Source organism: Aeromicrobium sp. CTD01-1L150, assembly GCF_041951745.1.
In the GTDB taxonomy this organism is placed as follows: domain Bacteria; phylum Actinomycetota; class Actinomycetes; order Propionibacteriales; family Nocardioidaceae; genus Aeromicrobium.
Window position 1 is genome coordinate 3,633,816 of sequence record NZ_CP169555.1, and the last position, 25,808, is coordinate 3,659,623.

Here is a 25,808-nt window from a genome sequence, read left to right on the forward strand (position 1 = left end):
TCAGTGCTCCGGGAGATAACTGAGGTCGAACAGCTCGTCGATCTCGTCCTCAGTCAGCGGCTCCTCCGCGAAACCGTAGTCGACGGCATCGTCGAGGATGACGTCGCGTCCGTCGAGGGGTGCGATGCGCAGCTGCTCTCGATCGTAGTAGTCGAAGGAGGTCAGCAGGACGTCTTCGGCGGGTTCGAGGTCCGCGGCTTCCTTCCAGATCGCCACCGCTTCCTCAGGGTTGTCGAAGATCCAGGCCCACGTCTGGTCATGGACCTCGAGGAAGGTTGTGGCTGCCTCCGGACTCTCCTCCAGCCAGGACGTATTGCCGATGATCACGCGCATGGCGACGTCGGCGTAGTCGCCAATCTCGCCACCATCGGCGACAACCACCAGGTCTCCGTCGGCCACCTGGTCCAGGAAGAACGGCGGTTGGGTCCACCCTGCATCGATCTGGTCGGTCTGGACGGCGGTCAGATTGTCCGGCGGCCCGCCGATCGCCTCGGCCTGGATGGCCGGCAGTCCCTCGTCCTCGAGCATGGCGCTGAGCGCCAGGACGCCGATGTGGCTGGACGCGCCGGTGGCGCTATAGCCCATCGTCTTGCCGGCCAAGTCCGCGCTATCCTCCAGCCCACTGTCAGGCTCGGCGAACCACTGCAGGTCCAGACCTGTGGTCGAAGCAGCGACGACCTTGATCGGAGCGTCCGAAGTGTAGGCACCGATGGCCGAGGGACCACTGGTCTCGGTGCCGATGTCGGCGCTTCCAGAAACCACCGCCTGCACCGTCTCTGAACCTCCGCCGGTGAAGGTGGCATCCACCGAGAGCCCAGCATCCTCGTAGAAGCCTTGATCCACGGCGACGTAGTAGGGAAGGCCCGTGGTGAAGATCGTCGGGTTGGAGAATGCGATGTCGACCTGGGTCAGTCCGTCCTCCGAGTCGCTGCTTCCTGGGGGCGAACATGCTGCAGCGGTGAGTGACGCCGTCGTCAGGAGGGTCAGGGCGGTCAGGACCTTACGCATGGGTCGGCTCCTCGTTCTTGCGGTCTTCCTGGGCGAACGCCTTCAATGACTCATCGCGAAGCACGGACCACACCTGGCCCACCAAGCCGGCGAACTCGTCGGTGGCGAGCAGCGTCGAGTCCCTCTGTTTGGGGAGGTCGACATCCACGACAGCCTTGATTCGGCCGGGGCGGGCACTAAGCACCACAACACGGTCGGAGAGGAGGATCGCCTCCTGGATGTTGTGAGTGATGAGCAGGACAGTCTGGTCCAGCGCACGCTGGATGCGCAGGAGTTCCTCGCCGAGGATGATGCGCGTCTGCTCATCGAGTGCGCCGAAAGGCTCGTCCATCAGGAGGATCGATGGCTCCATCACCAACGTTCGTGCGATGGCAACGCGCTGCTTCATCCCCCCGGAGAGGTGGCCGGGGTAGGTCTCAGCAAAGTCCTCGAGCCCCACCATGGCAAGCATCTCCATGGCCCGTCGGCGACGGTCGGCCTTTGCCTCGCCGCGCATCTCCAGCCCGAACTCGACGTTCTTCAGCACGCTGCGCCACGGGAACGTCGACTCCTCCTGGAACACGACGCCGACGTCCGGGTGCGGCCCGTCGATGCTGTCCCCACGGACGCTGATCCGCCCGTCGAAGCCAGTGAGCAAGCCCCCCACCGTCGAGAGGAGGGTCGATTTGCCGCACCCCGACGGCCCGACGACTGAGACGAACTCTCCGGCCTGGACGTCTAGGTCGATGTGCTCCAGCGCGGCAACGCCCCCCGGGGAGGCTGCGCTAGCCGGGTAGGTGACACAAAGGTCGTCGATCGTGAATAGGTACTCGCTCTCGCCAGCCCTCTGGTCCTGTCTGCCATCCAAGGTCGTGGCCACTCGGGTTTCCTCTCAGGTGCTCAAAGCTCGTGGAACTACTGAACCGGGGGCCCGCGCGACTGACGAATTCTCGGCCGCCGCTGACCAAACAATTCCGCTGTGCAGATACGTTCTCTGTAGTAAGGATGCACAGCTTCGACTGACTGTGTCAAGCATCACTGTCAGTGCCGCCGGATCCCTCGAATGAACGACCGGAGGAGCCGCCAACACGACGGAGGCGCGCCTGGCAGAAACCGCCAGGCAATGCGGCAACACACAACTCGCTCGACATGGGTCGCCCCTGACGGCGAGTACCACACCGACCATGTACGCCCTGCGGCCATAGGCCGCCGAGCCTCGGAGTGCACCACCGGGTCTTGACGAGTCCGCGATACTCCTCGCCAGAGGTAGTGCAGGCAGGAGTCCGCATCACACGGACGGCATGCCCGACCACAGATCCAGACAGGCGAGCTCATGCTGCCACGCCGTCTGGTGGTTCAGCGAAGATCCCAAGTCGGGCAGTTCGGCGACGTCGTCGGCACTAATGTCCTGCAGCTGTCCGCCCGCCTGGACGATCGATAATGACAGAGCGGCCAGTCCATTGAGGGAGATCGCCCGCAGCACCGCTTCCGGGACGGAGGCCCCAGTGGACGTGATGCCGTGGCCGCGAAGCACTAGCGCTGCCGACTCGCCGAGATGGTCGACCATCTCGTCGCCGAGCCGATCATCGCGCACCAGCACCGAACGCGGATAGATTGGCACTCCGGCGCGCGCTAGGGCGCTTCCGGGGATGTCAAAAGCGCCGACGATGGGTCGGATCCGCAGTCCAGCAAGATCGGCGGCGACCACATCGGCCGGGTGAGCGTGGACGACACACGTGACATCGGGTCTTCGACGGAGCACAGCGGCGTGCAGGGGCAGCTCGAACGGCGGCGTATGCCCGCCGTCCAGCTCACCCGGTCCCCCAGCGCTGCTGTCGAACCGGACCACTCGGACGTCGTCCGGCCGGGTGAACGCGAGCCCGCGGTCATCCGGATGGCGACAACGGATCGCCAGACGGTCCTGGTCGATTCGCACGCTGATGTGCCCGAGGATGCCCGGTGCCAGTCGACGCATCGCCATGACGCGACATGCGTCGGCGATCTCCTCCCTGATGTCGTCAAGTCCGTCAGAACTCATGCAATCGTCTCCTCGCTCGGTGTGAGCTTGTCGACGATGCTGGAAGCCGTGCCCTGGGTGGCCATGGCCCGTCGCAGCACGACCGAGGCCTTGGACCAGTTCACGGTGACCCCCCCGAGGATCTCGTCATTCTCCGAGCTCCAGAACGCGACCCAGCGATCAGCAGCCTCGTCGTCGATCAGCGTCGGTGACACGAGGGGGTCCGGAGTGCCGAGGACATGAATCTTCCAGTCGTGCTGGTCGCTCCACACGTACTCGATCGGCTGGTAGGCCCTGGGGTCGTCAGGGTGGGTGATGTTCCATGCAACACAGACCGCTTGCTCGATGGCGTTGGTCCAATGCTCCGTCCGGATCGACAATGAGTGCCGTCGATGGTGCCACCGTGCCGTGTCACCGACCGCGTACACGGCGGGTTGTCCGACCGCTTGGCAGAACTCGTTACAGGTGACGCCGTCCTCCAGGGCCAGGCCCGACCCATCGAGCCAGTTCGTGTTGAGCGTAGTGCCGATACCGATGACCACGGTGGTAGCTCGAAGGATCGACCCGTCGTCAAGCGCCACAACCGGTCCCGACTCATCCTGCGTGATCGTCTCCACGCCCACACCGAATCGGGTGTCCACCCCGTGTCGAATGTGCAGGTCAGTGAGGCGACCCCCCAGCTCTTCGCCCAGCAGACGAGCCATGGGCACCGGGAGAGGGTCAACCATCGTCACCTTCAGGCCCCGTTTCCGAGCCGCGGAAGCGACCTCTGAGCCGATGAATCCCGCACCGATGATCACCACGTCGCCACCACGATCGAGCGAGGCCCGCACGGCGCCGGCGTCGTCCAGTGTCCGCAGCAGATGCACTCCGCTTGGCTGGCCCCACGGAGACCGCCTAGCCGAGACGCCCGAGGCAACGACCAGCTCGCGGTACGGCACCTGCTGCCCATCGGAAGTGCGAATGACGGCTGACTCAAGATCGAGCCTTGTCGCTCTCACCCCCAACCTCAGCTCGATGTCGAGCTCGGCTGCTTCCTCAGCGGTCAACAACGGCACCGGAGAGAGCTCGGGCCCAGCGAGAGTAGCTTTAGACAGAGGCGGCTTGTCATAGGGGAGCTGATCCTCCGCCTCGATGATCGTGACGGGATGGGGGTAGCCGTTCTGGCGCAGGGCGCGGGCGACTCGAGCGCCCGCCACCGACCCTCCAACGATCACCGCGCCGTCGGTCACGTGTCCTCCAACCACACAGCCGATACCGGGCAGCTCTGCGCCGCTGCGTCGACTCGGGCGACCTCCTCGGGTGCCACCTGGTCGGCGAGGATGACGACGACCCCGTCCTCGTCGATATCGAAGACGTCGTCGGCGCCGACGACGCAGTTCGCGTAGCCCTGGCAGAGTTCCAGGTCAGCCTTGACGGTTGCCATGTCCTTGTTCGCTTCCTTCACGTGTGCGATCCGATCGACCATCTAGACCTTGACTCCCATCCCGCCATCGGTGTGAACCACGCCGCCGGTGACCCCACGAGACCGATCCGAGGCCAGGAACACGAAGCTCCAGGAGTGATCGCGCGCGCTCAACGCGACGCCGAGGGGGTTGCGAGAGGCAAGGTCAGACTCCCGGTCGGGGGTGTCGTCGAGTCGCTTGCTGTCGAGACCAAAGGACGAGAGACCTCGCAGGTCAGTGCTCAAGGTCCCGCCAGGCGCAACACCGTTGACCCGTACCTGTGGCGCGAGCTCATAGGCCAGTGACTTCACGACCCCTCTCACCGCGAACTTCGATGCCACGTAGAGCGTCCCTCCCCGCCCGGGATAATAGGCGGAGGTTGACTCGGTCAGGACGATGTTGCCGCCAGTCTGCTTCAGCGCCCCGGTGGCCGCCTTGGCGCTGTGGAGGTGACTCTTCACGTTCGCCGCGAACATCTCGTCAAACGCCTCGTCGAGCAAGTCACCATCGATCTCGGACAGCGGCCTGTAGAAGTCGAAGATGCCGACACAGTTCACGAGGACGTCGAGTCCGCCGAACTGTTCCACCGTCATCTCGACGGCGGCATCGTTGGCCTCTCGTTGCGTCGCGTCACCGGCGATCACCGCAACGCCCGGCAGTTCGCGCCCCAGAGACTCGCACTTCGCGGCGTCACGCTCGAGCGCAGCAACCTGTGCGCCTTCATCGATGAACGACTCCACCACAGCTCGTCCGATCCCCGAGCCCGCGCCGACTACGAGCACCCGCTTACCGTCGAGCCACCCGGTCACGGCGCACCGTCGGAGAACAAGGGAGCGTACGGATGTCCGACCATGGCAGAAAAGGTGCTGGTGTTCTGCCACGTCAGGGACTCGAGCTCGAGGGGGTCGAGCGAGACCCACTGTCCCGACTTGGGAGACTCGATGAGCAGACGTGCCCCGTTGCGGGTGAGCACCTTCGACACCCGGATCTCTGAGAACTCGTTCGCGACGACGAGCGGCTCGCCTTCGACCACGGAGAGGAACTCCGCCAGCTCAGCCGCCGCGGCACGGGCAGCGTCACGGTCGATCGCCTCACCTTCCCATTCGAGACTCATAGGAAGATCGCTAGATTCTGAGTTCTCAGCACGGACTCATCAACCAGGATGTGACGCCGCGCGAGCAGCCAGGACTCACCCTGCTGGCGAAGCAGGTCACGGCGGCCCGCCGAGATGATCGAGGGCTCTCGGACGTCGCCTCTGCTCCTGAAGAGCAACACGGCCGACTCGACGATCAACTCGTGGCTGTGCTCGGTTGCGAACGTTCGGACGTTCGACAAGTGGTGCCGGATCCGCGACGGCGGGTCCTCGGTCCAGGCGTGCTCGGTTGCGAAGCGAGCCACACGCCGACTAAGGGAGTACTTGTCCTCATCGAAGTGGGCCATCCGCTTCGCGGTGTCGTAGCCGGCGCCAAGCGCGGTCGTGACGCGGATGGGCATGTAGTAGTGGATGTCGTCAGCGATCGAGTCGAGCCACGCGTCGTAGTCCTGATGATCAAGCAGATATGCCTCCTCCACGAGCCAACGATGCGCGAGCAGGTGGCGTGAATCATCGAACTCCAGCGACTCCCCGACAGACTCCGTCGAGGATGCTCCGGCGCCCAACGGCGAGGTCTCCGAATCGATCGGGACGTAGGTCGTCATACTGTTCCCTCTTGCTCGGCACCCACACCGACCTGATGGCTCTTGACCGCCACGGGGCCTTGTTCCAAGTGGGCAGCCCACTCCTCGAGAAGGTGCCGCTGGTTGTACTCGCCGTATCCGACGTGGGCGACGCCAGGGCCAGCGAACTGCTCAGGCGACAACGCCTCGACGACCGGAGAGTCGTCCTTGAGCATTCCCATCCGGCTGTTGAGAAGCAGCCGTTTCGCCATCGAGCCACCGGCAGTGCTGGTGAGTGAGACCCAGTTCTCGACGTCGTCCTGCTCGAACATCCCCGTGCTGCCGAAGCACATCAGGTAAGCCTTGTAGGACAGGTCTTTGAACTCTTCCGGCGCTTCCTTGTCGACCGCGAACCAGGAGTAAACCTCGGTTTCGTCTTCACTGATGGGAACCCACGTCCGGAGAGAGATAAACGGCAGCACATCGTCGGAATCCTCTTCGACCTTCGGCCAGTTGTGGACGAAACTCATGTTCGGGAACGCCGAGGCGGCTGAGATCATGAAGCCGTCTCGTCCGACGACCTCAAGCTGCGCATCAGACCACATGTCCTTCATCCGTTTGATCATCTCGTCCGGGTATCCGATGTACCGCAGTCGCTCCTCGAGGCTGCCCTCCGGCAACTTGTACGTCGTGCCGCCTCCCCGCCCGGCCCAGTATGTGTTGCCGTCCTTGCGCTTCTCGGCCTTGGGTTCACGGAAAAGCCCGATCTCCACGACGCTGGTGTGCGTCTGGGGCGTGTGGTACATGTCGCCGGCGAAGTTCTCGGCGCCGATCTTCCAGTTCGCCTTGACACGCCACCGCTGAGGACCCCGCAGCTCGATCCCGCTCGGACTCTGCTTGGTGTAGTAGTCGATGTAGAACGCGAAGTCCCCCAGGTAGTCCACTAGGGGCGGGGCCTCGGGATCCATGGAGATAAAGATCAGTCCGTTGTACACGTCCATGGCCGGCGCTGGCAGGAGGGTCTGGCCCTTCTTGCTGAAGCCCGCCTCACCGCCGTACGCCTCCTTGTGGAACGGCAGGCCCACAATGCGACCGTCGTTGCGGTAGCTCCATCCGTGGTAGGGGCACCGGAAGTGCGATGCGTTTCCCTGCTCGGCGCGGCAGACCTGCATGCCCCGATGCAGGCACATGTTGAACATCGCGTGGATCTCCCCGGACTGGTCACGACTGATGATGAAAGAGTCGTCCAGTACCCGACGCACCACGTAGTCGCCGGCCTGCGGAATCTCGGACTCATGGGCCACAAAGAGCCAGGCACGACTGAACAACCTCTCCTTCTCGAGCCGGAAGATCTCCGCATCGTTGTAGATATGAGCGGGGATCATTCCCCGTCGCACATCGGCCAGGACTTCGTCGAGGTCAGCCATCATCTCAGTGACTCCAGTTCTGTCTTACAGAGACTGTTTCTTTTGATAAGAGTATGCTCCGTTCGGCGCGGCCGTCAAGGAAGACCCCGCTCAGTGCGTCCCTCTCAAGACTCGCGTGTCGTCAGCGGCTCCAGACCGTTCGGGAGGCCCTCCATTTGATCCTGGACGATGTCCACGATGGCCGGTTTGTCCTGAGCCAACGCCCGGTCGATTGCGGCGCCCAGGTCGAGCGGATCAGTGACCCTCTCCCCGTATCCGCCCAGCATGCGAGCGAACTCCCCAAAGTCCGGGTTACCCAGAAAGACCCCGGCGTATCGACCGTCGTGTGCGAAGCGCTGGCGGTCTCTGGTGTTTCCGTAGGCGAAGTTGTTGACCACTAGATTCACCACAGGAATCGCCTCACGGACACAGGTTTCGAAGTCCTGAGCGACCATCCAGAAACTGCCGTCCCCGCTGATCGAAACCACCCGGGAATCCGGCCGACCCAAGGCGATCCCGATCGATGCAGGGAAGCCCCAGGCCATCGCGCCCCCCGCTGAACCGTAGAACGCGCCGATGCGATCGAACCGCACGTACCGATGAATCCACGGTCCGAAGCTGTGGACGTCCTGGACGAGGACCACGTCGTCACGATCCACAAGCCGCTGGAGTGCCACGACCAGGGCGGGCGAAGCCACCGTCTCGAGGGAGCCCGGCTCAACGGTTCCAAGGCTGACCCGGGCGTCTTCGTTAAATCGGTCGCGCAGCCCTAACAGCCGCGCAGATCGCGCCGCCGCCCCGGCCACAGGAGCCCGTGTCTCAAGCTGGGCGTTGAGGGCCGAGAGCGCGAGAGAGGCGTCAGCCACCAGGCCCACCTCCGGGATGTAGATCCGTCCGAGCTCCGTCGGGTCGATGTCGACATGGATCAACGAAGCCTCCGCCGGAATGATCGTCCATCGCTTGGTGCTGAACTCAGAGAAGCGACATCCGATCGCGAGGATCACGTCGGCCGACTCGACCACCGCCTCCGTTGACGTGAAGGCGCCATAACCCAGGGAGCCAACGAAGCACGGCGAATCGTTCGGAACCTGTCCCTTACGCATCCAGGTCGTGACCACGGGAGAGCCCGAACGCTCCGCCAACCGTTCGACCTCCGCCGGGTCAGCCGCTGACGCGCCGCCGCCGAGCACGATGACCGGCGATGTTGCCCTCTCAAGGAGATCGACTGCGGAATGAATCGCTGCTGGATCAGGCCCTGGGGGGTGCTGTCGAAAACGGCGGGCGGGCTGGATATCGGTCGGCGTCTGTAAGACGTCAAGCGGAATCGATACGACGACAGGGCCCGGACGACCTGCGACCGCTGTCCGCACGGCGCGTTGAAGGAGTTCGGGGACCCGGTCCACCTGGCGGATCTCGACGGCCCACTTGCAGAACGGTCCGAACGACGCGACGACATCCATCTCCTCGAACGCCCCGCGCTCCACGATCTGTCCGGGGACCTGCCCCACCAGCAGGAGCATCGGGACGGACTCGTCGTGAGCATTCTGCACAGCGATCGCAGCATTGGCGGCACCCGGGCCCCGACTCACAACGGCAACTCCTAGGCCTGCCCCTGACCTGGAGAAACCGTCAGCCATGAACGCTGCGACCTGCTCGTGACGGGTCGACAGGTAGCCGATCCCCTCCCGGCGAGCCAGGCTGTCGATCAGCTCCATGATCGTCGTGCCCGGGAGCCCGAAGACGCTCGTGACCCCCTCGGTTACGAGGCAGTCGACAACCAGGTCCGCGCCCGACCTCGACGCACTGAGGTCAGACAAGCACGTTCACCGCCTTGAGCTCGGTGTAGCTGATGAGCTCCTCGATGCTCTCCTCGCGCCCGATGCCAGAGGACTTCATGCCTCCGAACGGCATCCCCCAGAAATGGCGTGATGACCCATTGATCCACACGTATCCAGCCTCGACCGCCCTCGACAGTCTGATGGCGCGTGACACATCCCGGGTCCAGATGCTGGCCGTCAGGCCGAAGTCGAGGGCGTTGGCGATCCTGACGGCCTCGGCCTCATCGCTGAAACGTGTGACGGCCATGACCGGACCGAAGACCTCTTCTCGCGCCAACCTCATGTCAGGGGTCACGCGATCGAATACGGTCGGCTGGACATAGTGGCCTCTCGCAAACTCCGCGCCTGCCGGCCGCCCGCCACCGGTCACCAGAGTGGCGCCCTCGCCGTGCGCCGACTCGATGTACCGCATCGACTTGTCGTACTGCTCCCGGGACGCAAGTGGCCCCATCTCCGTCCCCTGGTCAACCGGGTTGCCCTGCCTGAGGGACTCGACCCGCTCCACGACTGCTGCCATGACCTCATCTGCGATCGACTCCTGCAGCAGGACGCGAGACGTCGAACCGCACGACTGCCCCTGGGACCACGCGAAGTTCATCCCGTTGACGATGCCCTGGGCGGTCGCGGCCACGTCAGCGTCAGCGCAGGCGATCAACGCGTTCTTCCCACCCAGCTCCAGACTCACCTCCTTGACGCCGACCGAGGCAGCGTCGGCTTGGATCGCGCGGCCCACCTGCTCGCTGCCGATGAAGCCGATCCGACGAATCAAGGGGTGCTGCACGAGCGCCCTGCCCGCGCCCGGACCCTGTGCAGTGAGGACCGACATGGTGCCGGGCGGAAGGATGTCCTGGGCAATCTCGCCCAGCCGGATCGCCGACAGCGGGGTGAGGTCCGATGGCTTGAGCACTACGGAGTTTCCCGCCATCAACGGAGCCGCCACCTTGGCCGCGGCAAAGAAGATCGGATGGTTGAAGGGAACGATTCGCGCCACGACTCCGAATGGTGCCCGCTCGGTGTAATGGAGGTTCTCCACGCTGGCCCTGACTGCATCGCCGTCCAGAGCTGAGGCGGCGTCCGCGAAGAGGTCGAGAACATCCGCGCCCCACGCCACGTCATTCCTCATGGCGGAGCGCGGGTTCCCCGAGTCGAGCGCATCGAGCAGGGAAAGCTCGTCAGTATGTTCACGAAGCGCATCGGCGAGCGCCCGCAACCGACGCCCACGGTCTCTCGGATGCCATTGAGCCCACTCGACCGAAGCGTCGGAAGCCGAACGAACTGCGCGGTCGACATCCTCCGGGGACGCGTCTTGGACGTCGGCGATCGCCTCCTCGGTGGCCGGGTTCTCGACCTCGTACGTTCGCGCCGAGACTCCCGCGCCCTCGGTGCCGCCGACCACGACCCCCCACTGACGGTCCAGGATCTTGTCCACTTCCGCACTGATCATCGAATCCTCCCCAAAATAGAGATAGATTCTGTTATACAGAGGAAAGGTGCGTTAGTCGAGAGCCGCGGGATCCATCTGGCATCCGCGACCGGCCTGGGTATACGACCGGGGTGCCGGTGACCGCATCCGAGCCGCCGTGGGTCAGAGGAAGTAGGACTTGATCTCGTCCGCGGCGGCGAGCACCTCGCCGGCGACCTCGAGCCGAATCGCCTCTGGCATGCGAGGGGTCGGCGCGGAGACATTGATTGCGTATCGGGAACCCGAGAAGTCGCCCAGGAAGGTCGAGACGGAGGAGACGCCTTCTTCGCTCTCCTCGTTGCTGGTCGCGTAACCGCGCTCACGTACACGGTCGAGCTCTCGCTCCAGCTCGTCGCGGCTGACAATCGAGGTCGGCGTCAGTGCCGTGAGCTTCTGCCGCGGGTACAACTTCCTCAACGCCTCAGTATCAAGAGATGCCAGAAGAGCCTTGCCAGTGGAAGTGCAGTGCGCGGGCATGGTCATTCCTAGTCGAGACCCCACCCGGACGGTCCGCGGACTCTCAACCGAGTCGACAAAGAACACGGACGGGCCATCCAGCCGGCCGAGGTGCACGGTCTCACCGACAGCAGCGCTGAGCCGCTCCAGAACCGGGTGCGCTCTTTCCCGGACGTCAACCCGACGCATGAGTGCGAACGCGACACTACTGAGGGCCGGACCTGGTTCGTAGGCCCTAGTCTCCGAACTCTGCCGGACAAACCCCCTATACTGCAGCATCGCCAACAGACGATGGGCAGTGGAGGACGCCACGCCGAGGTAAGCGCTCGCATCTTTGAGCCGAATACTCTTCCGCTCACCCAGTAGAAGCAAGATCTTGAGTGCGTTGTCCACCGACTCGATCGGGTACTGCGGCGGGGTCAGCCCCCCGGCCGGTTCGGACGCCATGAAGGAGAGGCTAGACCATTGCGACACACGCACAGGGATTCTGCACCTGGCGGGCCGAAACTCGGCAATCGAGATATCAAGCAGCTCGCGCCGTCGGGACCGTTCCATCGCCCGTCAAGCAGCGCAATGGCATGGGCCGGCCGTTGTACCCAGTCGACCGGACCGCTCTTCACGCCCACCTGGAACATGCCGAACACGCCCACGTCCAGGTGTTCTAGCACCCGGAACTCGCGCAGCGACTCGATCTGCGCCGCTCAGCTGCGGCGACGACTGCGTGCTCTCCGCTGCCGCGCGTCGCACCGTCCAAATGATGCCCCCGCGATACGGAACCAGAGCCTGTTGATCACAGGGATACCGACGAACACCGCGAGAGGCACCAGCACCAGCGTGGTCACCAAGGTACGCACCAGCAGAGGCAAACCGTCTAGCGCAACTCCACCGACAGCGTTGAGCAGGAGCGCAAACGGGAAAAGGCCCAACCAGACGACCACTGCCGTACGCAGCTTGCCGGGTGGCTGAGCAAGGGCGAGAGAGACGGTCGACGTGCCGTCGGTGAGCTCGGCCCCCTCCGCCATCAAGGATCTGCGCCGTTCACTCGACTCCCAGACAGCGGCCTCCTGCATGCTCGCGAACGTCAGGCTCACCTGCACCTCGCCACGGCGCGGACGACGCACCTCCGAATGCCTATGTCCAGGGAACTCATCGGCAGCCTCCGTCAATCGACGGGCCCAGAATGCCAATTCCGCGGCGTGGCCGGGCACCGCCAGACGCCTAGCCGCCATCGTGACGGACGGGGTGAACATGGTCATCGGATACCTCCGGACGACTTCGATACGGGCAGCGACGCACCAACGCAATCAGGTCAAGGTACCGCGATCAGTCTCCGCTTCATCGCCAGCGCCTGCTGTCGCTCACCATCATGGCGCACCCATCGTTGGACGCCCCGCTCGCCGGACTCCAACCGGTCGGCGACTGGCACGAGCGAGGGGCAACCGACTCCATGTACCACCCTCCGGGAGCGACAGTTCCCGCCCTGGCTGAGCTCGTTCTTCGGCACCACCGCCGTCGCGGCACCTCAACCGTCGTTCCCTCCCCGACCAGCGTGGCGATGCTCCAGCAGACCGCTCAGGCTGGACCAGCCGAGCTGGGGGCACTGGGGCATCGGGTCGCCCAGTGGCGCGGCCTCGCCCACGCATGACGTGAGCCTGAGAGATCCGTTGCGGTGTCTCAACCTGCTGGATCCGATGGTCCTACGCATTCGTCGTCGACCAACGCCGCCCGTGCGCCGAGCACCTTCGTTCTCCGCTCATCTCGACCCTTGCGCCGCCGCGGTGTCCGCGTACAGCGTCGCTGGCGGCCCACCGTGGACCACCGTGGCAGGCCAGAAGGGGTCGTAGTCCGCAGCATCCGCCAGACGCCGAAAGGCCGTGTGCTTGTCCTCACCGGTCACCACCATCGCCAGTTCCCGTGAGGAATCCACGATGGTGGCGGGGCCGACCGTCACACCGTGACGCGGCACGTCCTCTACCGCCTCGAAAGCGGGGAAGGTCTGAAGATTGTCTGCCCTCGTCGTCTCGGCCAACTCCACGATCCGGGTGCGTGCCGTACGCGGTGTACCCGGCGGGTTGAAGGCCACGTGACCGTCCGAAGCCCCGCTGGCGAGGAGGAAAAGGTCGACGCCTCCCGCCTCGGTGATCTGCGCATCGAAGTCCTGAGGCCGCTGCGGGTCGGGAAGCCAGATCTCGACGTCGACGACACCGGCAGCGCTCAGGATCGCCGCGATCTCCTCGCGGGCGAAACGCGCGCAACTGGCGTGGCTGTCAGGATCAATCGGGCGCAGGTCACCGGCTCGCTCGACGACGTAGTCATCCATCATCACGATCAGCAACGGTCCGAGACCGGGCCCTCGCTTGGCCGCCTCGGCTGCAAGCGCGCGATAGGTCGGTTGCAGAGACCGGCCACCGGGGCAACCGAGAACATAGGGCCTCCCCTGTTGTCGGCTGCGCTCAAGACCGTCTGCGATCCGCGACGCCAACGTCGCGCCCACGGCCTCGGCATCGGGAAGAATCTCTACGGTGGTCGCCACGACCTTCACTCCTTCACTGCGCCGGAGAACATCCCGGAAATAAGACGTCGTTGGAACATGATGTAGACCACGAGAACCGGCAGCGCCACCAGCACGGCGGCGGCTGCAGTGGTCCCCGGGTCGCTCAGCCGGCGATTTCCCGAGAAGAAGGACAAAGCCAACGGAGCCGTCTGAACGGACTGCTCGTCCGGCACGAGAACCAGCGCCAACAGGAACTCGTTCCACGTGAACAGGAAGAGCAGCGTTCCGAGGGTGACAAGAGCGGGGATGGTGACCGGGAGGATCACCGAGACCAACGTTCGCAGACGCGACGCTCCATCGAGGGCCGCCGCCTCGGCGAGCGAAGGTGGCGTCTGGTCGAATGCGACCCGCAGCCACAGGACGGCGAACGATATCGACAGCCCAATCTGCGGCAGGATCAGCGCCCAGTAGGTATTGAGCAGGCCCCAGGACTGGAACATCTGGTAGAGCGGGATCACGGTGGCCTCATACGGCATCACCAACCCCAGCAGCAGAACGCCAGTCAGCACGCTCAGAATCATCGAGCGGCCGCGCACGAGGGCGTAGGCCGCCGGCACCGCCACCGCGAGCGTCCCGACCACCACTGAAACTGCCACGATGAGGCTCGACATCAGTGCGGAGGAGAACAGCCCTCGCTCCCACGCCTCGGCGAAGTTGCCGAAGTAGAGCGAGGTTGGCAGCCCCGCACCGGTGGGACGGGCGCCAGGTCGACTCATCGCGAGCGCCAGGATGGACAGGAACGGATACAGCGCGATCACAGCCGCGACGATGAGCACACCGTGCCCGATGATCGATTCTCGGCGACGTTGCCTCATCATGCCTCCCGGTCCCGCAGGGCCCTGATAATGACGGCGGTCAGGCCCAGGATCAGCACCGTGAGCAGCACACTGATTGCTGCGGCATCTCCGACCTGGCGCGAGACAAACGCTCCGTCGTAGATGAAGAGGCTCGGCACCGTGGTCGTCGTGCCCGGGCCACCACGCGTCGTGTTCCAGACGATGTCGAAGTTGCGCAGCGCGATCGTCAGCGTGAACACCAGGGCCACCATGATCTCGCCCCGCAGCGCGGGCAGGGTGACGGTGAAGAACTCCCGAATCGGGCCGGCGCCGTCCAGACGCGCAGCCTCATACAGCTCGGCAGGGATCTTCTGCACACCAGCGATGAACAAGACCATGCACAGGCCGAACATCACCCACGTGCCAATGAGCCCCACGGCCGGCAGGGCCAGCGTGAAGTCACCAAGGAAAGCGTTCGGCGTTCCGCCCGCAGCGTCCACGGCGGCGTTGATGGGGCCCTGCTCCGCATACATCCAGCGCCACGCCACCGCGACGACCACCATCGACAGGACCTGTGGCATGAACAGCACAGCGCGAAAAAACGTCAATCCTCGCACCCGGACCCGCGCCATGATGCCCGCCATGACCAGGCCGATGATCGTGGGCAGGACGCAGTAGAAGGCGACGAAAACGAAAGAACGTAGCAACGCCAGCCGGACCTCCCGGTCCCCGATGGCATCGGCATAGTTGGCCAACCCGACGGGCGTCGCCGCCGTGACGCCGTCCCATTCGTAGAAGGAGAACTGCGCTGTCTGGATCAGCGGCCACAACACGAAGAGCCCGTAGAGTGCGATCGCCGGGGCGAGGAAGGCGACCCGCCACCAGGAGGTGGCGGATCGCTTCCTGGTGCGAGTCACAACCGAGGTCGCGATTCGGATCAACGCTCCTCGTGGAAGTCGTCCCAATCCGCCTGGATGGCGGCCAAGAAGTCCGAGGGATCGATCCGGCCGGCCATCAGGCTCTGCAACTCGCTTCCAAAGGTGCTGTAGAGGTCCGGGGTGGCCCAGTCGAGATAGTCGATCTGACCGTCGGCGGCCATCAGTGCCTCATTGACAGCGGTGAGATCGGCGGCCATCGGCCCCGGAGACTCCACGTCGTCGCCGGCCTGGACCGGGATGCGGTTGGCTTCGGCCAGCAGGAGTGAATTATCCACCGAGTTCATCTCGGCCACGAAGGCTATCGCCGCAGGTTCGGCGTCGGTGTGCGAGCTGATATGCCACGGGAAGCTGACCGATCCAATGCTGGCCAGTGAGCCACTCGGGCCCTCCGGTGGCGCGATGAAACCAAACTGGTCGCCACCGCCCTCGATGACGGCAGGCGCATACCAGTCGCCCGCGATCATGAACGCACCCTCGCCGGCGCCGAAGCGCGCTGCGGCGTCGTCAACTCCCACGCTGTTGTAGGCCTGACCGAAGTACCCGGCCTCGGTCCAGTCCGCCAGCCTCTGCGCAGCATCCAGGTTGTCATCGGTCTCGAAGGTGGCGCCATCGGTCCCGCTGACCCACTCGTTGACTTCGTCGGCGTCGGCGAAGGAGCCCAGCAGTGCGCCGTAGACATGCAACGCCGGCCACTGCTCAGCGTTGCCAAGCACGATCGGCAGGTCGCCATTGGACTCCACCGCGGCAAGCGCGTCTTCCAGCTCCCCGAACGTCGTCGGGACGTCGACACCGGCATCGTCGAGGACGTCGGCGTTGTAGAAGACACCGATGTTGTTGGCGACAGGAGAGACGCCGTACAGGTCACCGGCACGGAACTGCGAGCCGTCGCCCTCCCACCGCATCGGTCCCAGCAACTGGTCACTGAAGGACTCGTTCCACCCGTAAACCTCTGCCAGGTCCTCGAGCGGGCGGATCAAGCCAGCCTCCACGAGCGCACCATCAGTGCCGAAGCCCTGGTTGCCCTGCGCAACGTCGGGGGGATCCTCACCGCTCAGGGCGTTGACGACTGTCGTCACCAGGTCGTCGATGCTGCGGACGGAGACCTGCACGGTCACGTTCGGGTAGCGCTCCTCGAACTGCGGGACGAACGCGTTCAGCGTCTCCTCCTCTCCGGCCTCGGCCCACACGTCGAGCTCGATGTCGCCAAGATCGGCAATCTCCTCGGGCGTGACCGGCTCAATGATGGGCTCGACCTCGGACGCGTCCTGTTCGTCCTGGCCCGGAGGCGTGCACGCAGTGGCCAGCAACAACGCCATCGCCCCGACTCCCACAGCGACGCAACGTCGATTCACTGGTGTCCTCTTCATGGAACTTCTCCTTGGGCGGCTCATGTCCCTACAGTAGACCAATTAGTCCAATCATTGTCCAGTTGCACTTGTTTCTTCTTATCTGGCCTGACTGGTACATTGCTCTCGTCCCTCGCCCCGCCTTAGGAGATCGATTCGATGACATCCGAGAACACGGCCCCGGCCCGCCCCCGGCGAGCCACTCCGCGCCCCGTGTACGACCAGGTGACTGTCATCCTCCAGGAGGATGCGGCCTCCCACTTGTGGGGCGACCCCGATTCAGGCTTCGTCAGCGACCGGGTCTACTCCTCGAGCGACGTCCTGCACGTGCTGCGCTACGAACTCGGACCAGGACGGCGTTTCGTGCACAGTCCGACCAATCCGACGGTCTTCGCCGCCGACGTGACGTACATCGTGCTCGAGGGCACCTTGTGGGCTGCCGATCCCGAGCACGGCGAGGTCCGCCCGGTCACGGCCGGCGAGGTGCTCTTCTACCGCCGCGACACCTGGCATCACGTCTTCAACCCCTCCGATCACCCTGTCCGGGTGCTGGAGTTCTTCGCTCCGCCGCCCTCGCGCGGTACCGCCTCAACCTACGCGAAGCAGCAGCCCATGCTCAGCGAGGTGCGCTACGACGACCACCGATGGGCCGGTCGCTGGCCCGAGGCCCGCGCCGAGTACCTGGCTGCGGCCCGACTCCACGTCCTGGGCGAGGACTCCCTGCGTTGGCGCCTGATCGATGACCAGGCGCGTCACGTCGAGGGCGTCGCCGTCGACACCGAGCACCTCACCGTCGCACGGGGCCGCGTCATGCCTGGCCACTTGGGTCAGGAGTTGGTTGCCGTCGATGAGTCGCTGATCTTCCTCGAGGAGGGCGCTCTGTACGTCCTGTTGCCGGACGCGCCGGAGGGCGAGCAGGCGTGGTTCCCACTCACGCCGGGCGATGCAGTATTCCTTCCGGCCGGGTCGTGCTACCGGCTGGTCGACCAGGACGGAGTCGGCGGGCGGTACTGGATGGGCAGCGCCCGGCCAGTACCCAGCGACTGGACGCCATGACCGTACTGGCGCTTGATGTCGGCGGCAGCACCATCCGCGGGAGCGTGCGCGACGCGGCGGGGACGACGGTGGCCGAGCACGTCGTCCCCACCGGGGACCGAGACCCAGGTCTCGGCGAGCTGCATCGGGTGGCGACCCGGTTGCGCGATGCCGCCCCTGACCTCGGCGCTCCGTTGCGGGCGGTGGGCGTCGGGATGCCCGAGTATGTCGACCCCGACGGTCGGCTCACCTCGCACGAGGTACTGGACTGGACCGAACAGCCGCGATCGCTGCTGGCGGACGTGGCACCCATCGTCGCGGTCGACTCCGACGTCCGCTGCTCCGCACGTGCTGAGCTGACGGCCGGCCGGCCCTGCGACAACCTCGTGGTCGTCTCCGTCGGCACCGGCGTCTCGCACGCCGTCATCCAGGCGGGCCGGGTGATCGTCGGTGCACGCGGCGAGGCCATCGGCCTGGGCCAGCTTCCCGTGGGCGAACCCCGAGCCGGCCGACGTCTGAGCGTGGAGGACGTCGCTTCAGGAGCCGGCATCGCGCGCCGGTACCTGGAGCGCACACAACGGCGGCCCGACGACGGTGCCCGCGAGGTGGTGCGACTCGCCGAGGAGGGCGACGCCGACGCGCTCGTCCTCCTGCACGAGGCCGGGCACGCCCTCGCCCATGCCATCTGGGCCGTGGTGCAGATTCTCGATCCCGACCGCATCGTCCTCACAGGCGGACTAGGGTCCGCGGCCGGCCCGTTGCACTCCAGCCTGTACGACTCCTACGAAGCCCTGGTGCAGAATCGTCCTGGCGCCGCCAGCATCGAGATCAGCCACTTCGGGGATCGTGCCGGTCTGGTGGGCGCCGAGATCCTTGCCCGACAAGCCCTGGAGCAGGAGGAGAGAAGATGAGTGCCGCGGTCTCGGCCATCGAATCGTCCCGGAGAGCCGTCCTGGCGGCCGTGGAGAACGGTGTCTTCTCCCCCGGCAAGCGCCTACCGAGCGAGCGCTCCTTGGCCGCGCAGCTCGATGTCAGCCGCGAGACGCTCCGCCAAGCTCTCAAGGACCTCGCCCAGCAAGGAGTCTTGAGTTCCTCCCCGCAACGCGGCTGGTTCGTCACCGCCAACATGCTGAGTGATCCACCCAATGAGCTGCAGAGCTTCACAGACATGGCGCACGCGCGTGGACTGAAGCCGACTACACGAGTTCTGAGCTCGACGCAGCGACCGGTCCGGCACGAGGAGGCCGAACGGCTGTCCCTCCCGCCCACGTCCCCCCTCCTCGACATCCATCGGCTGCGAAGCCTCGACGGCGTGCCCGTCTCCGTCGATCGCACGGTGGTGTCCCTCGCACGAGCACCTGGACTGGCCGACGTCGATCTGAGCGACGCCTCGCTGTACCAGGTTCTTGAGACGGTCTGCGACGTGCAGGTCGCTCGAAGCAACTACTCGGTGCGTGCCGACGGCGCTGACGATCGGACCGCCGAGCTCCTCGGGATCGACCCTGGCATGCCCGTCCTCGTGGGCGACGAGGTCACCTTCGACCTGCGCGACCTCCCCGTCCTGTACGGGCAGTTGACCTATCGGGGGGACGCCTACCGCTTCGAGGCCACGCTCTTTCGACCACGCCGCTGAGTGGCGCGTGAGGTTCGTGCGAGTGCCCTGGGCCGGAGTGCGGCGCCCTCGGACACGCGAACAGCCACGCAACCCCACCGGGTGCACGCCCACCCGGTGGTGGCCGTCTCGATGACATGAGCACCGCCTGCAAGGGGACTCGACCGGCATCACGCACCGGTGGAGGCGGTGGTCCCAGAGCTCGTCGTCTAGGTGGGTCCTTCGCCGCAGGACACGCCGGCTGGCACCGGATCCCAGAGCCGGGTCACGTCGCCCAGCCAGGTGGTGGCCTCGCGCCGGAAGTCGACGGTCGGCGTTCTCGGCGCACGCTCGGGCACCACACCGACCAGACCGCCCGGCGCATCCTCGAGTCGTCGGCGGTTCGAGACCGCGATGGCATCGGGCTGCTCGGGCCACGCACCGAGGACGGTTCCGAGCGTCCACAGACCTCGCCGTGACAGGGCTTCAAGCGTGAGGAAGGTGTGGTTCAGGGTGCCGAGGCCGCTTCGTGCAGCGACCACGGTGGCGCTGTCGGGAAGGCACTCGGCCAGGGATGCGAGGTCCTCGCCCGCGTCGGTGAGCTCGACGAGCAGACCGCCCGACCCCTCCACGACCACCACGTCGTGTCCGTCGAGCAGTCCGGCGACCGCCTCGGCGTGGTCGTCGAGGGTCGGGAGTTCGACGCACTCCAGCTCGGCCACCGCACGTGGTGCCATGGGGGCGACCAGGCGGGCGCCCTCGTGGGTATGGACCGCGGCGAGCCTGGCCACCTCCTCCATGTCACCAGGCTCACCGGGACGCACACCGGTCTGGACGGGCTTGTACACCGCGACCCGACGCTTCCGGCTGTGCAGGGCAGCGGCAAGCGCCGCGCTGACGACAGTCTTGCCCACACCGGTGTCCGTGCCGGTGACAAGCAGCACTCGCGGCGCCGGCCACGACTCACGCCTGGGCATCGTGCTTCTCGTCTGCGACGTCGCACGCGGCATCTCGCACCTGGCTCGCGGCCTCCTGCACGGCACCGGCGGCCAGGTCCGCGCGGGCCGTCACCCGCAGGCGGGAGATGCCGTCAGGGACGCTCGGGGGACGAAAGCACCCCACGAGAACGCCGTTCTCACGCAGCCGCCGCGCTGCCTCCACGGCGGCGGTGGGTGATCCGAGCGGGAGCGACTGGACAGCCCCGGCAGCGGGAGCGATCTGGCAGGTCGAGGCAATGATCTGCGCGTTGGCGCGGACCGCCGAAGCGAGTCTCGAGTCTTCGGCGATGAGCTCGACCGCTGCCGCGGCAGCACCGGCGTTGGCCGGGCTCAGCCCGGTGTCGAAGATGAAGCTGCGGGCCACGTTGACCAGGTGCTCGCGCAGAGCCGGGGTGCCGAGCACGGCGCCCCCTTGTGAGCCGATCGCTTTCGACAGGGTGACGGTGACGACGACGGTGTCGCTGTGGTGCAGGCCGAGCTCGCGGACGAGCCCGGCGCCGCGACCCGCAACACCGATCCCGTGCGCCTCGTCCACCACGAGGAGGGCGTCGTGACGTGCACACACCTCGGCCAGCTCACGTAGAGGCGCCGCGTCGCCGAGCACGGAGTAGATCGACTCCACCGCCACGATGAGGCGCGACCCCTTGCGGTGCGCAAGGGCCCGCTCGAGGTCGGCCGGGTCGTTGTGGGCGAAGGTGTCGTAGGGAGCTCGGGACACGCGTGCCGCGTCGTGCAGGGACGCGTGAGCGTGGGCGTCGAGGAGGATCTGCGAGCCCCGTCCGGCGAGAGCGGCGATCACCCCGAGGTTCGCGGCGTAGCCCGTGGAGAAGACCAGACCGCTTGGCTGACCGGTCAGGTCGCACAGCCTGGCCTCGAGCTCGTGGTGAAGGGGCAGGGTGCCGGTGACGAGCCGGCTGCCGGCCGCCGATGCTCCGTGCCGGCGCGCCGCTGCGCATGCGGCCTCCACCACGCGGGGGTGCTGCGAGAGCCCGAGGTAGTCGTTGGAGGCCAGGTCGGTCACGGCGCCCGTGCGCAGCACGCGGTCGTGCCGCTGCATGCCACGGGCAAACCGGACCTCAGCGCGCTGTGCAAGCCAGGCCTGCCAGGTGGCGCTCATGCGGCGCAGGCCGCGCAGGCGTGGACCATGGCCTGCGCGATGGCCGCGACGTCGTCGGGCTCGCAGACGTAGGGCGGCATCGTGTAGATGAGGTTGCGGAAGGGCCGGATCCACACGCCGTGCTCCAACGCCGTGCGCGTAGCCACTGCCACGTCCACGGGCTCGGCGAGCTCGACGACGCCCACCGCGCCGAGCACGCGGACGTCGACGACACCATCGATCGTCCTGGCAGCCTGCAGGTGGTGGCGCAGGAGCGTCGAGATGCTCCCGACGGACGCCTGCCAGCTCGCCTCGACGAGGTCGAGCGATGCGTTCGCGACCGAGCAGGCCAGCGGGTTCGCCATGAAGGTGGGCCCGTGCAGGAGCGAGCGGTGCTGCGATCCGGTGATGAGGCTGCCGACCTCTCCGGTGGTGAGGACTGCGGCGAGGCTGAGGTACCCGCCGGTCAGGGCCTTGCCGACGCAGAGCACGTCGGGGGCGACGTCGGCCCAGTCGGCGGCGAACAGGCGCCCGGTGCGCCCGAACCCGGTCGCGATCTCGTCGAGGACGAGCAGGAGGTCGTGCTCGTCGGCGATCTCCCGCAGCACCCGCAGGCAATCTGGGTGGTAGGCCCGCATGCCGCCGGCGCCCTGGAGGATCGGTTCGACGACGATAGCGGCGACCTCGTCCGCGTGCTCGGCGGCGCTGGCTCTCATCACGTCGGCCCACACGTCAAGCTCGTGATCGTCCACCTCCCAGGTGGTGGCGCCACCGGGCTGTTCCACGAGGCGTGCCTGCGGCGGCCGGGGGGCGAAGACCTGGCGCGGAAGGATCGATCCGAAACTGGCATGCATCCCGTCGACCGGGTCGCAGACGCTCATCGCGACGAAGGTGTCGCCGTGGTACCCGCCGCGCACCGTCAGGATGCGCTGCCGGCCCGGGCGACGTCGCGCCGCCTGGTACTGGAGCGAGAGCTTGACGGCGACCTCGACCGACACCGATCCGGAGTCGGCAAAGAACACGTGGGCCATCGGACCAGGTGCCATCGCCGTCAGCCGTTCGGCCAGCCGGACGGCGGGCGCGTGGGTCAGCCCGCCGAACATGACATGGCTGAACATGTCGATCTGTGCGTGCGCCGCGGCGTCCAGGGACCGGTGGCGATACCCGTGGACCGCGCACCACCACGACGACATGGCATCGATGGCCTCGAAGGTCTCACCGGAGCTCGCGGTCAGGCTCAGACGGATGCCCTCCGCTGAGTCCACGGCGTAGGGCCGCGGACCGTCGAGCGGGGCGTAGGGATGCCACACCAGGCCGTGGTCCCGCTCGATCAGACCGAACGCCCCGGCGACGGTGTCAGGCATTCGCGGGCAGGTCGGTGCCGGCGCCTCGCCGGCGCGCCGCGGTGGTGACGGCCTGACGATCAGCGGGCATCGGCGGCTCGTCGGCGCCGAGGACGACGAAGCCCTGGTCGCGAATCAGCTCGAGGTCGTCTCGGGCCGCCTGGCCCTCCGCCGTCAGGTAGTCACCGAGGAAGATCGAGTTGGCCACATGCAGTGCCAAGCCCTGGGCGGAGCGCAGGTGCATCTCGCGGCCGGCGGCGATCCTGATCTCCGTCTGCGGGCACATGAACCGGGCGGCCGCCATGATCCTCAGGCACCTCAGCGGTGTCAGGTCCGCGGCGCCGGCCTCCAGCGGCGTCCCGTCGAACGGCATCAGGAAGTTGATGGGGATGGAGTCCGAGCCGAGCTCCCGGAGGGCAGACAGGGCCTCGATCAGCTGTTCGTCGGACTCGCCCAGTCCGGCGATCAGTCCGGAGCAGGGCGACAGGCCGGCGCCCTTGGCCTGCTCGAGCGTGTCGACGCGATCGTCGTAGGTGTGGGTCGTGACGATCTCGTCGTGGTGGGACCGTGCCGTGTTGATGTTGTGGTTGTAGGCGTCGACGCCGGCCTCACGCAGGCGCGCGGCCTGGCCGTCCTTGAGCAGGCCCAGGCAGGCGCACACCTCGACTGCAGGGTCCTCGTCCTTGATGGCACGCGCCATGGTGGCGACGCGGTCGACGTCGCGGTTGCTCGGGCCCCGTCCGCTGGCCACCATGCAGATGCGGCGGGCCCCACCGGCCAGACCGTGACCGGCCTGCTCCAGAGCGTCCTCGGGCGAGAGCCACGAGTAGGTCAGGACGTCGGCCTGCGACCCGAGGCGCTGCGAGCAGTACCCGCAGTCCTCCGGGCACAACCCGGACCTGAGGTTGACGAGGTAGTTGACCTTGACCGTGTCGGCGAAGTACCGGCGGCGCAGCCGCGACGCCGCGGCGACCACGTCCAGGATCTTCTCATCGGGCGACCTGAGGACTGCGAGCGCCTCCTGCTCGGTGGCGGGTCGGCCCGCAAGTGCGGCGGAGGCCATCGCGTGAAACATCTCGGTCATGGCAGGCGATCTCCCGTCGGCAAGGACCTGAACACTGTTCAGGCTGAACGGTGTTCAGTATGCCGAGATTCGCGTCCTCCGCCAAGTTCGGGGCTCCGAGTGTCCACCTGACTGGATCACCACGTCGGCGTGCTCGAGCCCAGGACATGCGGCGCGGCCTGTGCGACCGGCGTCACCGCTTTCGTGTGGCGATGCTGAACGATGAGCCGGCCGATCTCAACCGCGACGTCGCTCAGCGAGAGCGGCAGAGTGGACCACGCACGGCACTCAATCTGCTGCCGGGCAAGGCGAGCCGGTCGGCTCTGAGTCCAGCCGCGTCGCTGACCTACCAGGACGAGTGGAGCCACTCGTCGGATCGAACCAATGAACTTTCATGACGAGTCCGTCCGAGTACCTCCTCGGCCTGTCATATCAGTTTGCATACCGGCCGCCGATCGCCCCCGGCTTCGCCACAGGGGTACGCCGTGAGGCACACGCGATCGCACGGATGGATCACCTGAGCTACTATGTGAATAACTGGCCGAAAATTCTTGAGACCTATGGCCTTACTTCAGAAGCGCTATCGTCATCTAAATGAACATACATTCCTAGGAGGCTTTGATGCGACGAACCGTCGTCACTGGTGTTGGGATGGTCCCGTTCACCACGCCACGTCTCAGTGCGCCCTACACCACGATGGCTGCCGAAGCCGTCGCCGCTGCCCTCGATGACGCCGCACTCACGCTCGACCATGTTCAGCAGGCCTATGCCGGTTACGTCTATGGAGACTCGACCAGCGGCCAGCGGGCGCTCTACGAGCTTGGCCCCACCGGCATGCCGATCATCAATGTCAACAACAACTGTTCCACCGGGTCGTCGGCCCTGTGGCTCGCGCGGCAGGCCGTGACCAGCGGCGCCGCCGAGTGCGTTCTGGCATTCGGGTTCGAGCAGATGCGCCCCGGAGCACTCGATGCGATGTGGGAGGACAGGCCGAGTCCGTTCGACGGCTTCACGCAGGTCGCCCGACAGGCCCAGGGCTCAAGTGAGGCTCCGTTTGCTGCTCAGCTCTTCGGCGGCGCTGGAGCCGCATACGCCGAACGCCACGGCACCAGGCCCGAGACGTTCGCGAAGATCTCGGTCAAGGCACGCCAGCACGCAGCGAACAACCCCTACGCAGTGTTCCGCGACCCGGTCAGCGTCGACGAGGTCCTCGCTTCCCCTTCCATCCACGGACCGTTGACGCGCCTGCAGTGCTGCCCACCCACCTGCGGTGCGGCAGCGGCCATCGTCACCAGCCAGGACTTCGCCCGGCGTCACGGACTGCGCACCGATGTCGCGATCACCGCGCAGTCGCTCACCACGGACACTCCCGACAGCTTCACCGGATCGATGGAACGGCTCGTCGGATTCAACATGGCCCAGACCGCCGCCGACGCTGTCTACGATCAAGCCGGGATCGACCCGCGAGACGTGGACGTCGTCGAGCTTCACGACTGCTTCACCTCCAACGAGCTACTGAGCTACGAAGCACTTCGCCTCACACCTGAGGGAACGGCTGAACGCTTCATCCACGACGGCGACAACACCTACGGTGGTCGCGTCGTCACCAATCCTTCGGGTGGTCTGCTGTCCAAGGGCCATCCGCTCGGTGCCACCGGGCTTGCCCAATGCGCAGAGCTGACCTGGCAGTTGCGCGGCGAAGCTGATGGGCGGCAAGTCGAGGGAGCCCGGGTCGGACTGCAGCACAACATCGGTCTCGGTGGCGCTGCCGTGGTCACGCTCTATGAGAAGGCGAGCTGAC

The 25,808-nt window shown here is 66.2% G+C and carries 26 protein-coding genes; 5 read left to right on the forward strand and 21 right to left on the reverse strand.

Translation table 11 applies throughout. The features are described from left to right. The 17 genes from ACEVFP_RS17965 to ACEVFP_RS18045 form a co-directional block, all read right to left on the reverse strand. Positions 1-1,008 (reverse strand): ABC transporter substrate-binding protein, encoded by a 1,008-nt coding sequence (locus ACEVFP_RS17965; RefSeq protein ID WP_375000855.1) that lies wholly within the window; start codon positions 1,006-1,008, stop codon positions 1-3. Continuing rightward, complete coding sequence (locus ACEVFP_RS17970) at positions 1,001-1,867, reverse strand: ABC transporter ATP-binding protein (RefSeq protein WP_375000857.1); 867 nt, start codon at positions 1,865-1,867, stop codon at positions 1,001-1,003. Before ACEVFP_RS17970 ends, ACEVFP_RS17965 begins: the two co-directional genes overlap by 8 nt. A 408-nt stretch (positions 1,868-2,275) precedes the next feature. Continuing rightward, positions 2,276-3,025 (reverse strand): class II aldolase/adducin family protein, encoded by a 750-nt coding sequence (locus ACEVFP_RS17975; RefSeq protein ID WP_375000859.1) that lies wholly within the window; start codon positions 3,023-3,025, stop codon positions 2,276-2,278. Further along, complete coding sequence (locus ACEVFP_RS17980) at positions 3,022-4,251, reverse strand: NAD(P)/FAD-dependent oxidoreductase (protein ID WP_375000861.1); 1,230 nt, start codon at positions 4,249-4,251, stop codon at positions 3,022-3,024. The genes ACEVFP_RS17975 and ACEVFP_RS17980 overlap by 4 nt, the downstream gene beginning before the upstream one ends. Then, positions 4,233-4,451: a ferredoxin gene (locus ACEVFP_RS17985; protein WP_375000863.1), complete on the reverse strand. Its 219-nt coding sequence runs from the start codon at positions 4,449-4,451 to the stop codon at positions 4,233-4,235. Before ACEVFP_RS17985 ends, ACEVFP_RS17980 begins: the two co-directional genes overlap by 19 nt. Before the next feature lie 21 nt (positions 4,452-4,472). Then, entirely contained in the window at positions 4,473-5,258 is a 786-nt protein-coding gene (gene hcaB / locus ACEVFP_RS17990) for a 3-(cis-5,6-dihydroxycyclohexa-1,3-dien-1-yl)propanoate dehydrogenase (RefSeq protein ID WP_375000865.1), read from the reverse strand. Then, positions 5,255-5,563, reverse strand: coding sequence for a hypothetical protein (locus ACEVFP_RS17995; RefSeq protein ID WP_375000867.1), 309 nt, complete (start codon positions 5,561-5,563; stop codon positions 5,255-5,257). Before ACEVFP_RS17995 ends, hcaB begins: the two co-directional genes overlap by 4 nt. Beyond that, the gene (locus ACEVFP_RS18000) at positions 5,560-6,147 is read right to left on the reverse strand and encodes a 3-phenylpropionate/cinnamic acid dioxygenase subunit beta (protein ID WP_375000869.1); all 588 of its coding nucleotides are present in this window, start codon (positions 6,145-6,147) and stop codon (positions 5,560-5,562) included. Before ACEVFP_RS18000 ends, ACEVFP_RS17995 begins: the two co-directional genes overlap by 4 nt. Then, positions 6,144-7,532, reverse strand: a complete 1,389-nt coding sequence (locus tag ACEVFP_RS18005) for a Rieske 2Fe-2S domain-containing protein (RefSeq protein WP_375000870.1) — start codon at positions 7,530-7,532, stop codon at positions 6,144-6,146. The genes ACEVFP_RS18000 and ACEVFP_RS18005 overlap by 4 nt, the downstream gene beginning before the upstream one ends. Before the next feature lie 104 nt (positions 7,533-7,636). Next, positions 7,637-9,328 (reverse strand): thiamine pyrophosphate-binding protein, encoded by a 1,692-nt coding sequence (locus ACEVFP_RS18010; RefSeq protein WP_375000871.1) that lies wholly within the window; start codon positions 9,326-9,328, stop codon positions 7,637-7,639. Further along, positions 9,321-10,793, reverse strand: a complete 1,473-nt coding sequence (locus ACEVFP_RS18015; protein ID WP_375000873.1) for an aldehyde dehydrogenase family protein — start codon at positions 10,791-10,793, stop codon at positions 9,321-9,323. Before ACEVFP_RS18015 ends, ACEVFP_RS18010 begins: the two co-directional genes overlap by 8 nt. 141 nt (positions 10,794-10,934) lie before the next feature. Further along, positions 10,935-11,714: an IclR family transcriptional regulator gene (locus tag ACEVFP_RS18020; RefSeq protein ID WP_375000874.1), complete on the reverse strand. Its 780-nt coding sequence runs from the start codon at positions 11,712-11,714 to the stop codon at positions 10,935-10,937. Between the two features lie 254 nt (positions 11,715-11,968). Then, the gene (locus tag ACEVFP_RS18025; RefSeq protein WP_375000875.1) at positions 11,969-12,523 is read right to left on the reverse strand and encodes a hypothetical protein; all 555 of its coding nucleotides are present in this window, start codon (positions 12,521-12,523) and stop codon (positions 11,969-11,971) included. A 497-nt stretch (positions 12,524-13,020) separates the two neighbouring features. After that, positions 13,021-13,800 (reverse strand): 6-phosphogluconolactonase, encoded by a 780-nt coding sequence (locus tag ACEVFP_RS18030; RefSeq protein WP_375000877.1) that lies wholly within the window; start codon positions 13,798-13,800, stop codon positions 13,021-13,023. Positions 13,801-13,805: 5 nt separating this feature from the next. Then, a complete protein-coding gene (locus ACEVFP_RS18035; RefSeq protein WP_375000879.1) occupies positions 13,806-14,636 on the reverse strand; it encodes a carbohydrate ABC transporter permease in 831 nt (276 codons plus the stop codon). After that, on the reverse strand, positions 14,636-15,514 hold the full coding sequence (locus ACEVFP_RS18040; RefSeq protein ID WP_375000881.1) for a carbohydrate ABC transporter permease: 879 nt from the start codon (positions 15,512-15,514) through the stop codon (positions 14,636-14,638). The genes ACEVFP_RS18035 and ACEVFP_RS18040 overlap by 1 nt, the downstream gene beginning before the upstream one ends. A 20-nt stretch (positions 15,515-15,534) precedes the next feature. Beyond that, positions 15,535-16,902, reverse strand: a complete 1,368-nt coding sequence (locus tag ACEVFP_RS18045) for an ABC transporter substrate-binding protein (protein ID WP_375000883.1) — start codon at positions 16,900-16,902, stop codon at positions 15,535-15,537. A gap of 138 nt (positions 16,903-17,040) precedes the next feature. Here ACEVFP_RS18045 and ACEVFP_RS18050 point away from each other — a divergent pair, with 138 nt between their 5' ends. From ACEVFP_RS18050 to ACEVFP_RS18060, 3 genes are read left to right on the forward strand one after another with little or no spacing between them, the layout of a single operon-like run. Continuing rightward, a complete protein-coding gene (locus tag ACEVFP_RS18050; protein ID WP_375000885.1) occupies positions 17,041-17,937 on the forward strand; it encodes a cupin domain-containing protein in 897 nt (298 codons plus the stop codon). Then, on the forward strand, positions 17,934-18,827 hold the full coding sequence (locus tag ACEVFP_RS18055) for an ROK family protein (RefSeq protein WP_375000887.1): 894 nt from the start codon (positions 17,934-17,936) through the stop codon (positions 18,825-18,827). The genes ACEVFP_RS18050 and ACEVFP_RS18055 overlap by 4 nt, the downstream gene beginning before the upstream one ends. After that, positions 18,824-19,549: a GntR family transcriptional regulator gene (locus ACEVFP_RS18060; RefSeq protein ID WP_375000889.1), complete on the forward strand. Its 726-nt coding sequence runs from the start codon at positions 18,824-18,826 to the stop codon at positions 19,547-19,549. The genes ACEVFP_RS18055 and ACEVFP_RS18060 overlap by 4 nt, the downstream gene beginning before the upstream one ends. 188 nt (positions 19,550-19,737) lie before the next feature. Here the strand turns inward: ACEVFP_RS18060 and bioD are convergent, their stop codons facing one another. Genes bioD through bioB form a run of 4 tightly spaced genes read right to left on the reverse strand, consistent with a single transcriptional unit; the run spans position 19,738 to position 24,028 of the window. Further along, positions 19,738-20,484: a dethiobiotin synthase gene (bioD, locus tag ACEVFP_RS18065; RefSeq protein ID WP_375000890.1), complete on the reverse strand. Its 747-nt coding sequence runs from the start codon at positions 20,482-20,484 to the stop codon at positions 19,738-19,740. After that, complete coding sequence (locus tag ACEVFP_RS18070; protein ID WP_375000891.1) at positions 20,471-21,622, reverse strand: 8-amino-7-oxononanoate synthase; 1,152 nt, start codon at positions 21,620-21,622, stop codon at positions 20,471-20,473. The genes bioD and ACEVFP_RS18070 overlap by 14 nt, the downstream gene beginning before the upstream one ends. After that, positions 21,619-22,965 carry an adenosylmethionine--8-amino-7-oxononanoate transaminase gene (gene bioA / locus ACEVFP_RS18075; protein ID WP_375000893.1) on the reverse strand — a complete coding sequence of 449 codons (1,347 nt, stop codon included), beginning with the start codon at positions 22,963-22,965 and terminating at the stop codon, positions 21,619-21,621. The genes ACEVFP_RS18070 and bioA overlap by 4 nt, the downstream gene beginning before the upstream one ends. Next, positions 22,958-24,028 (reverse strand): biotin synthase BioB, encoded by a 1,071-nt coding sequence (bioB, locus tag ACEVFP_RS18080; RefSeq protein WP_375000894.1) that lies wholly within the window; start codon positions 24,026-24,028, stop codon positions 22,958-22,960. The genes bioA and bioB overlap by 8 nt, the downstream gene beginning before the upstream one ends. A 191-nt stretch (positions 24,029-24,219) precedes the next feature. Here bioB and ACEVFP_RS18085 point away from each other — a divergent pair, with 191 nt between their 5' ends. Next, on the forward strand, positions 24,220-24,405 hold the full coding sequence (locus ACEVFP_RS18085) for a hypothetical protein (RefSeq protein WP_375000895.1): 186 nt from the start codon (positions 24,220-24,222) through the stop codon (positions 24,403-24,405). Positions 24,406-24,628: 223 nt separating this feature from the next. Next, a complete protein-coding gene (locus ACEVFP_RS18090) occupies positions 24,629-25,807 on the forward strand; it encodes a lipid-transfer protein (protein ID WP_375000896.1) in 1,179 nt (392 codons plus the stop codon). The last annotated feature ends 1 nt before the right edge of the window (position 25,808 follow it).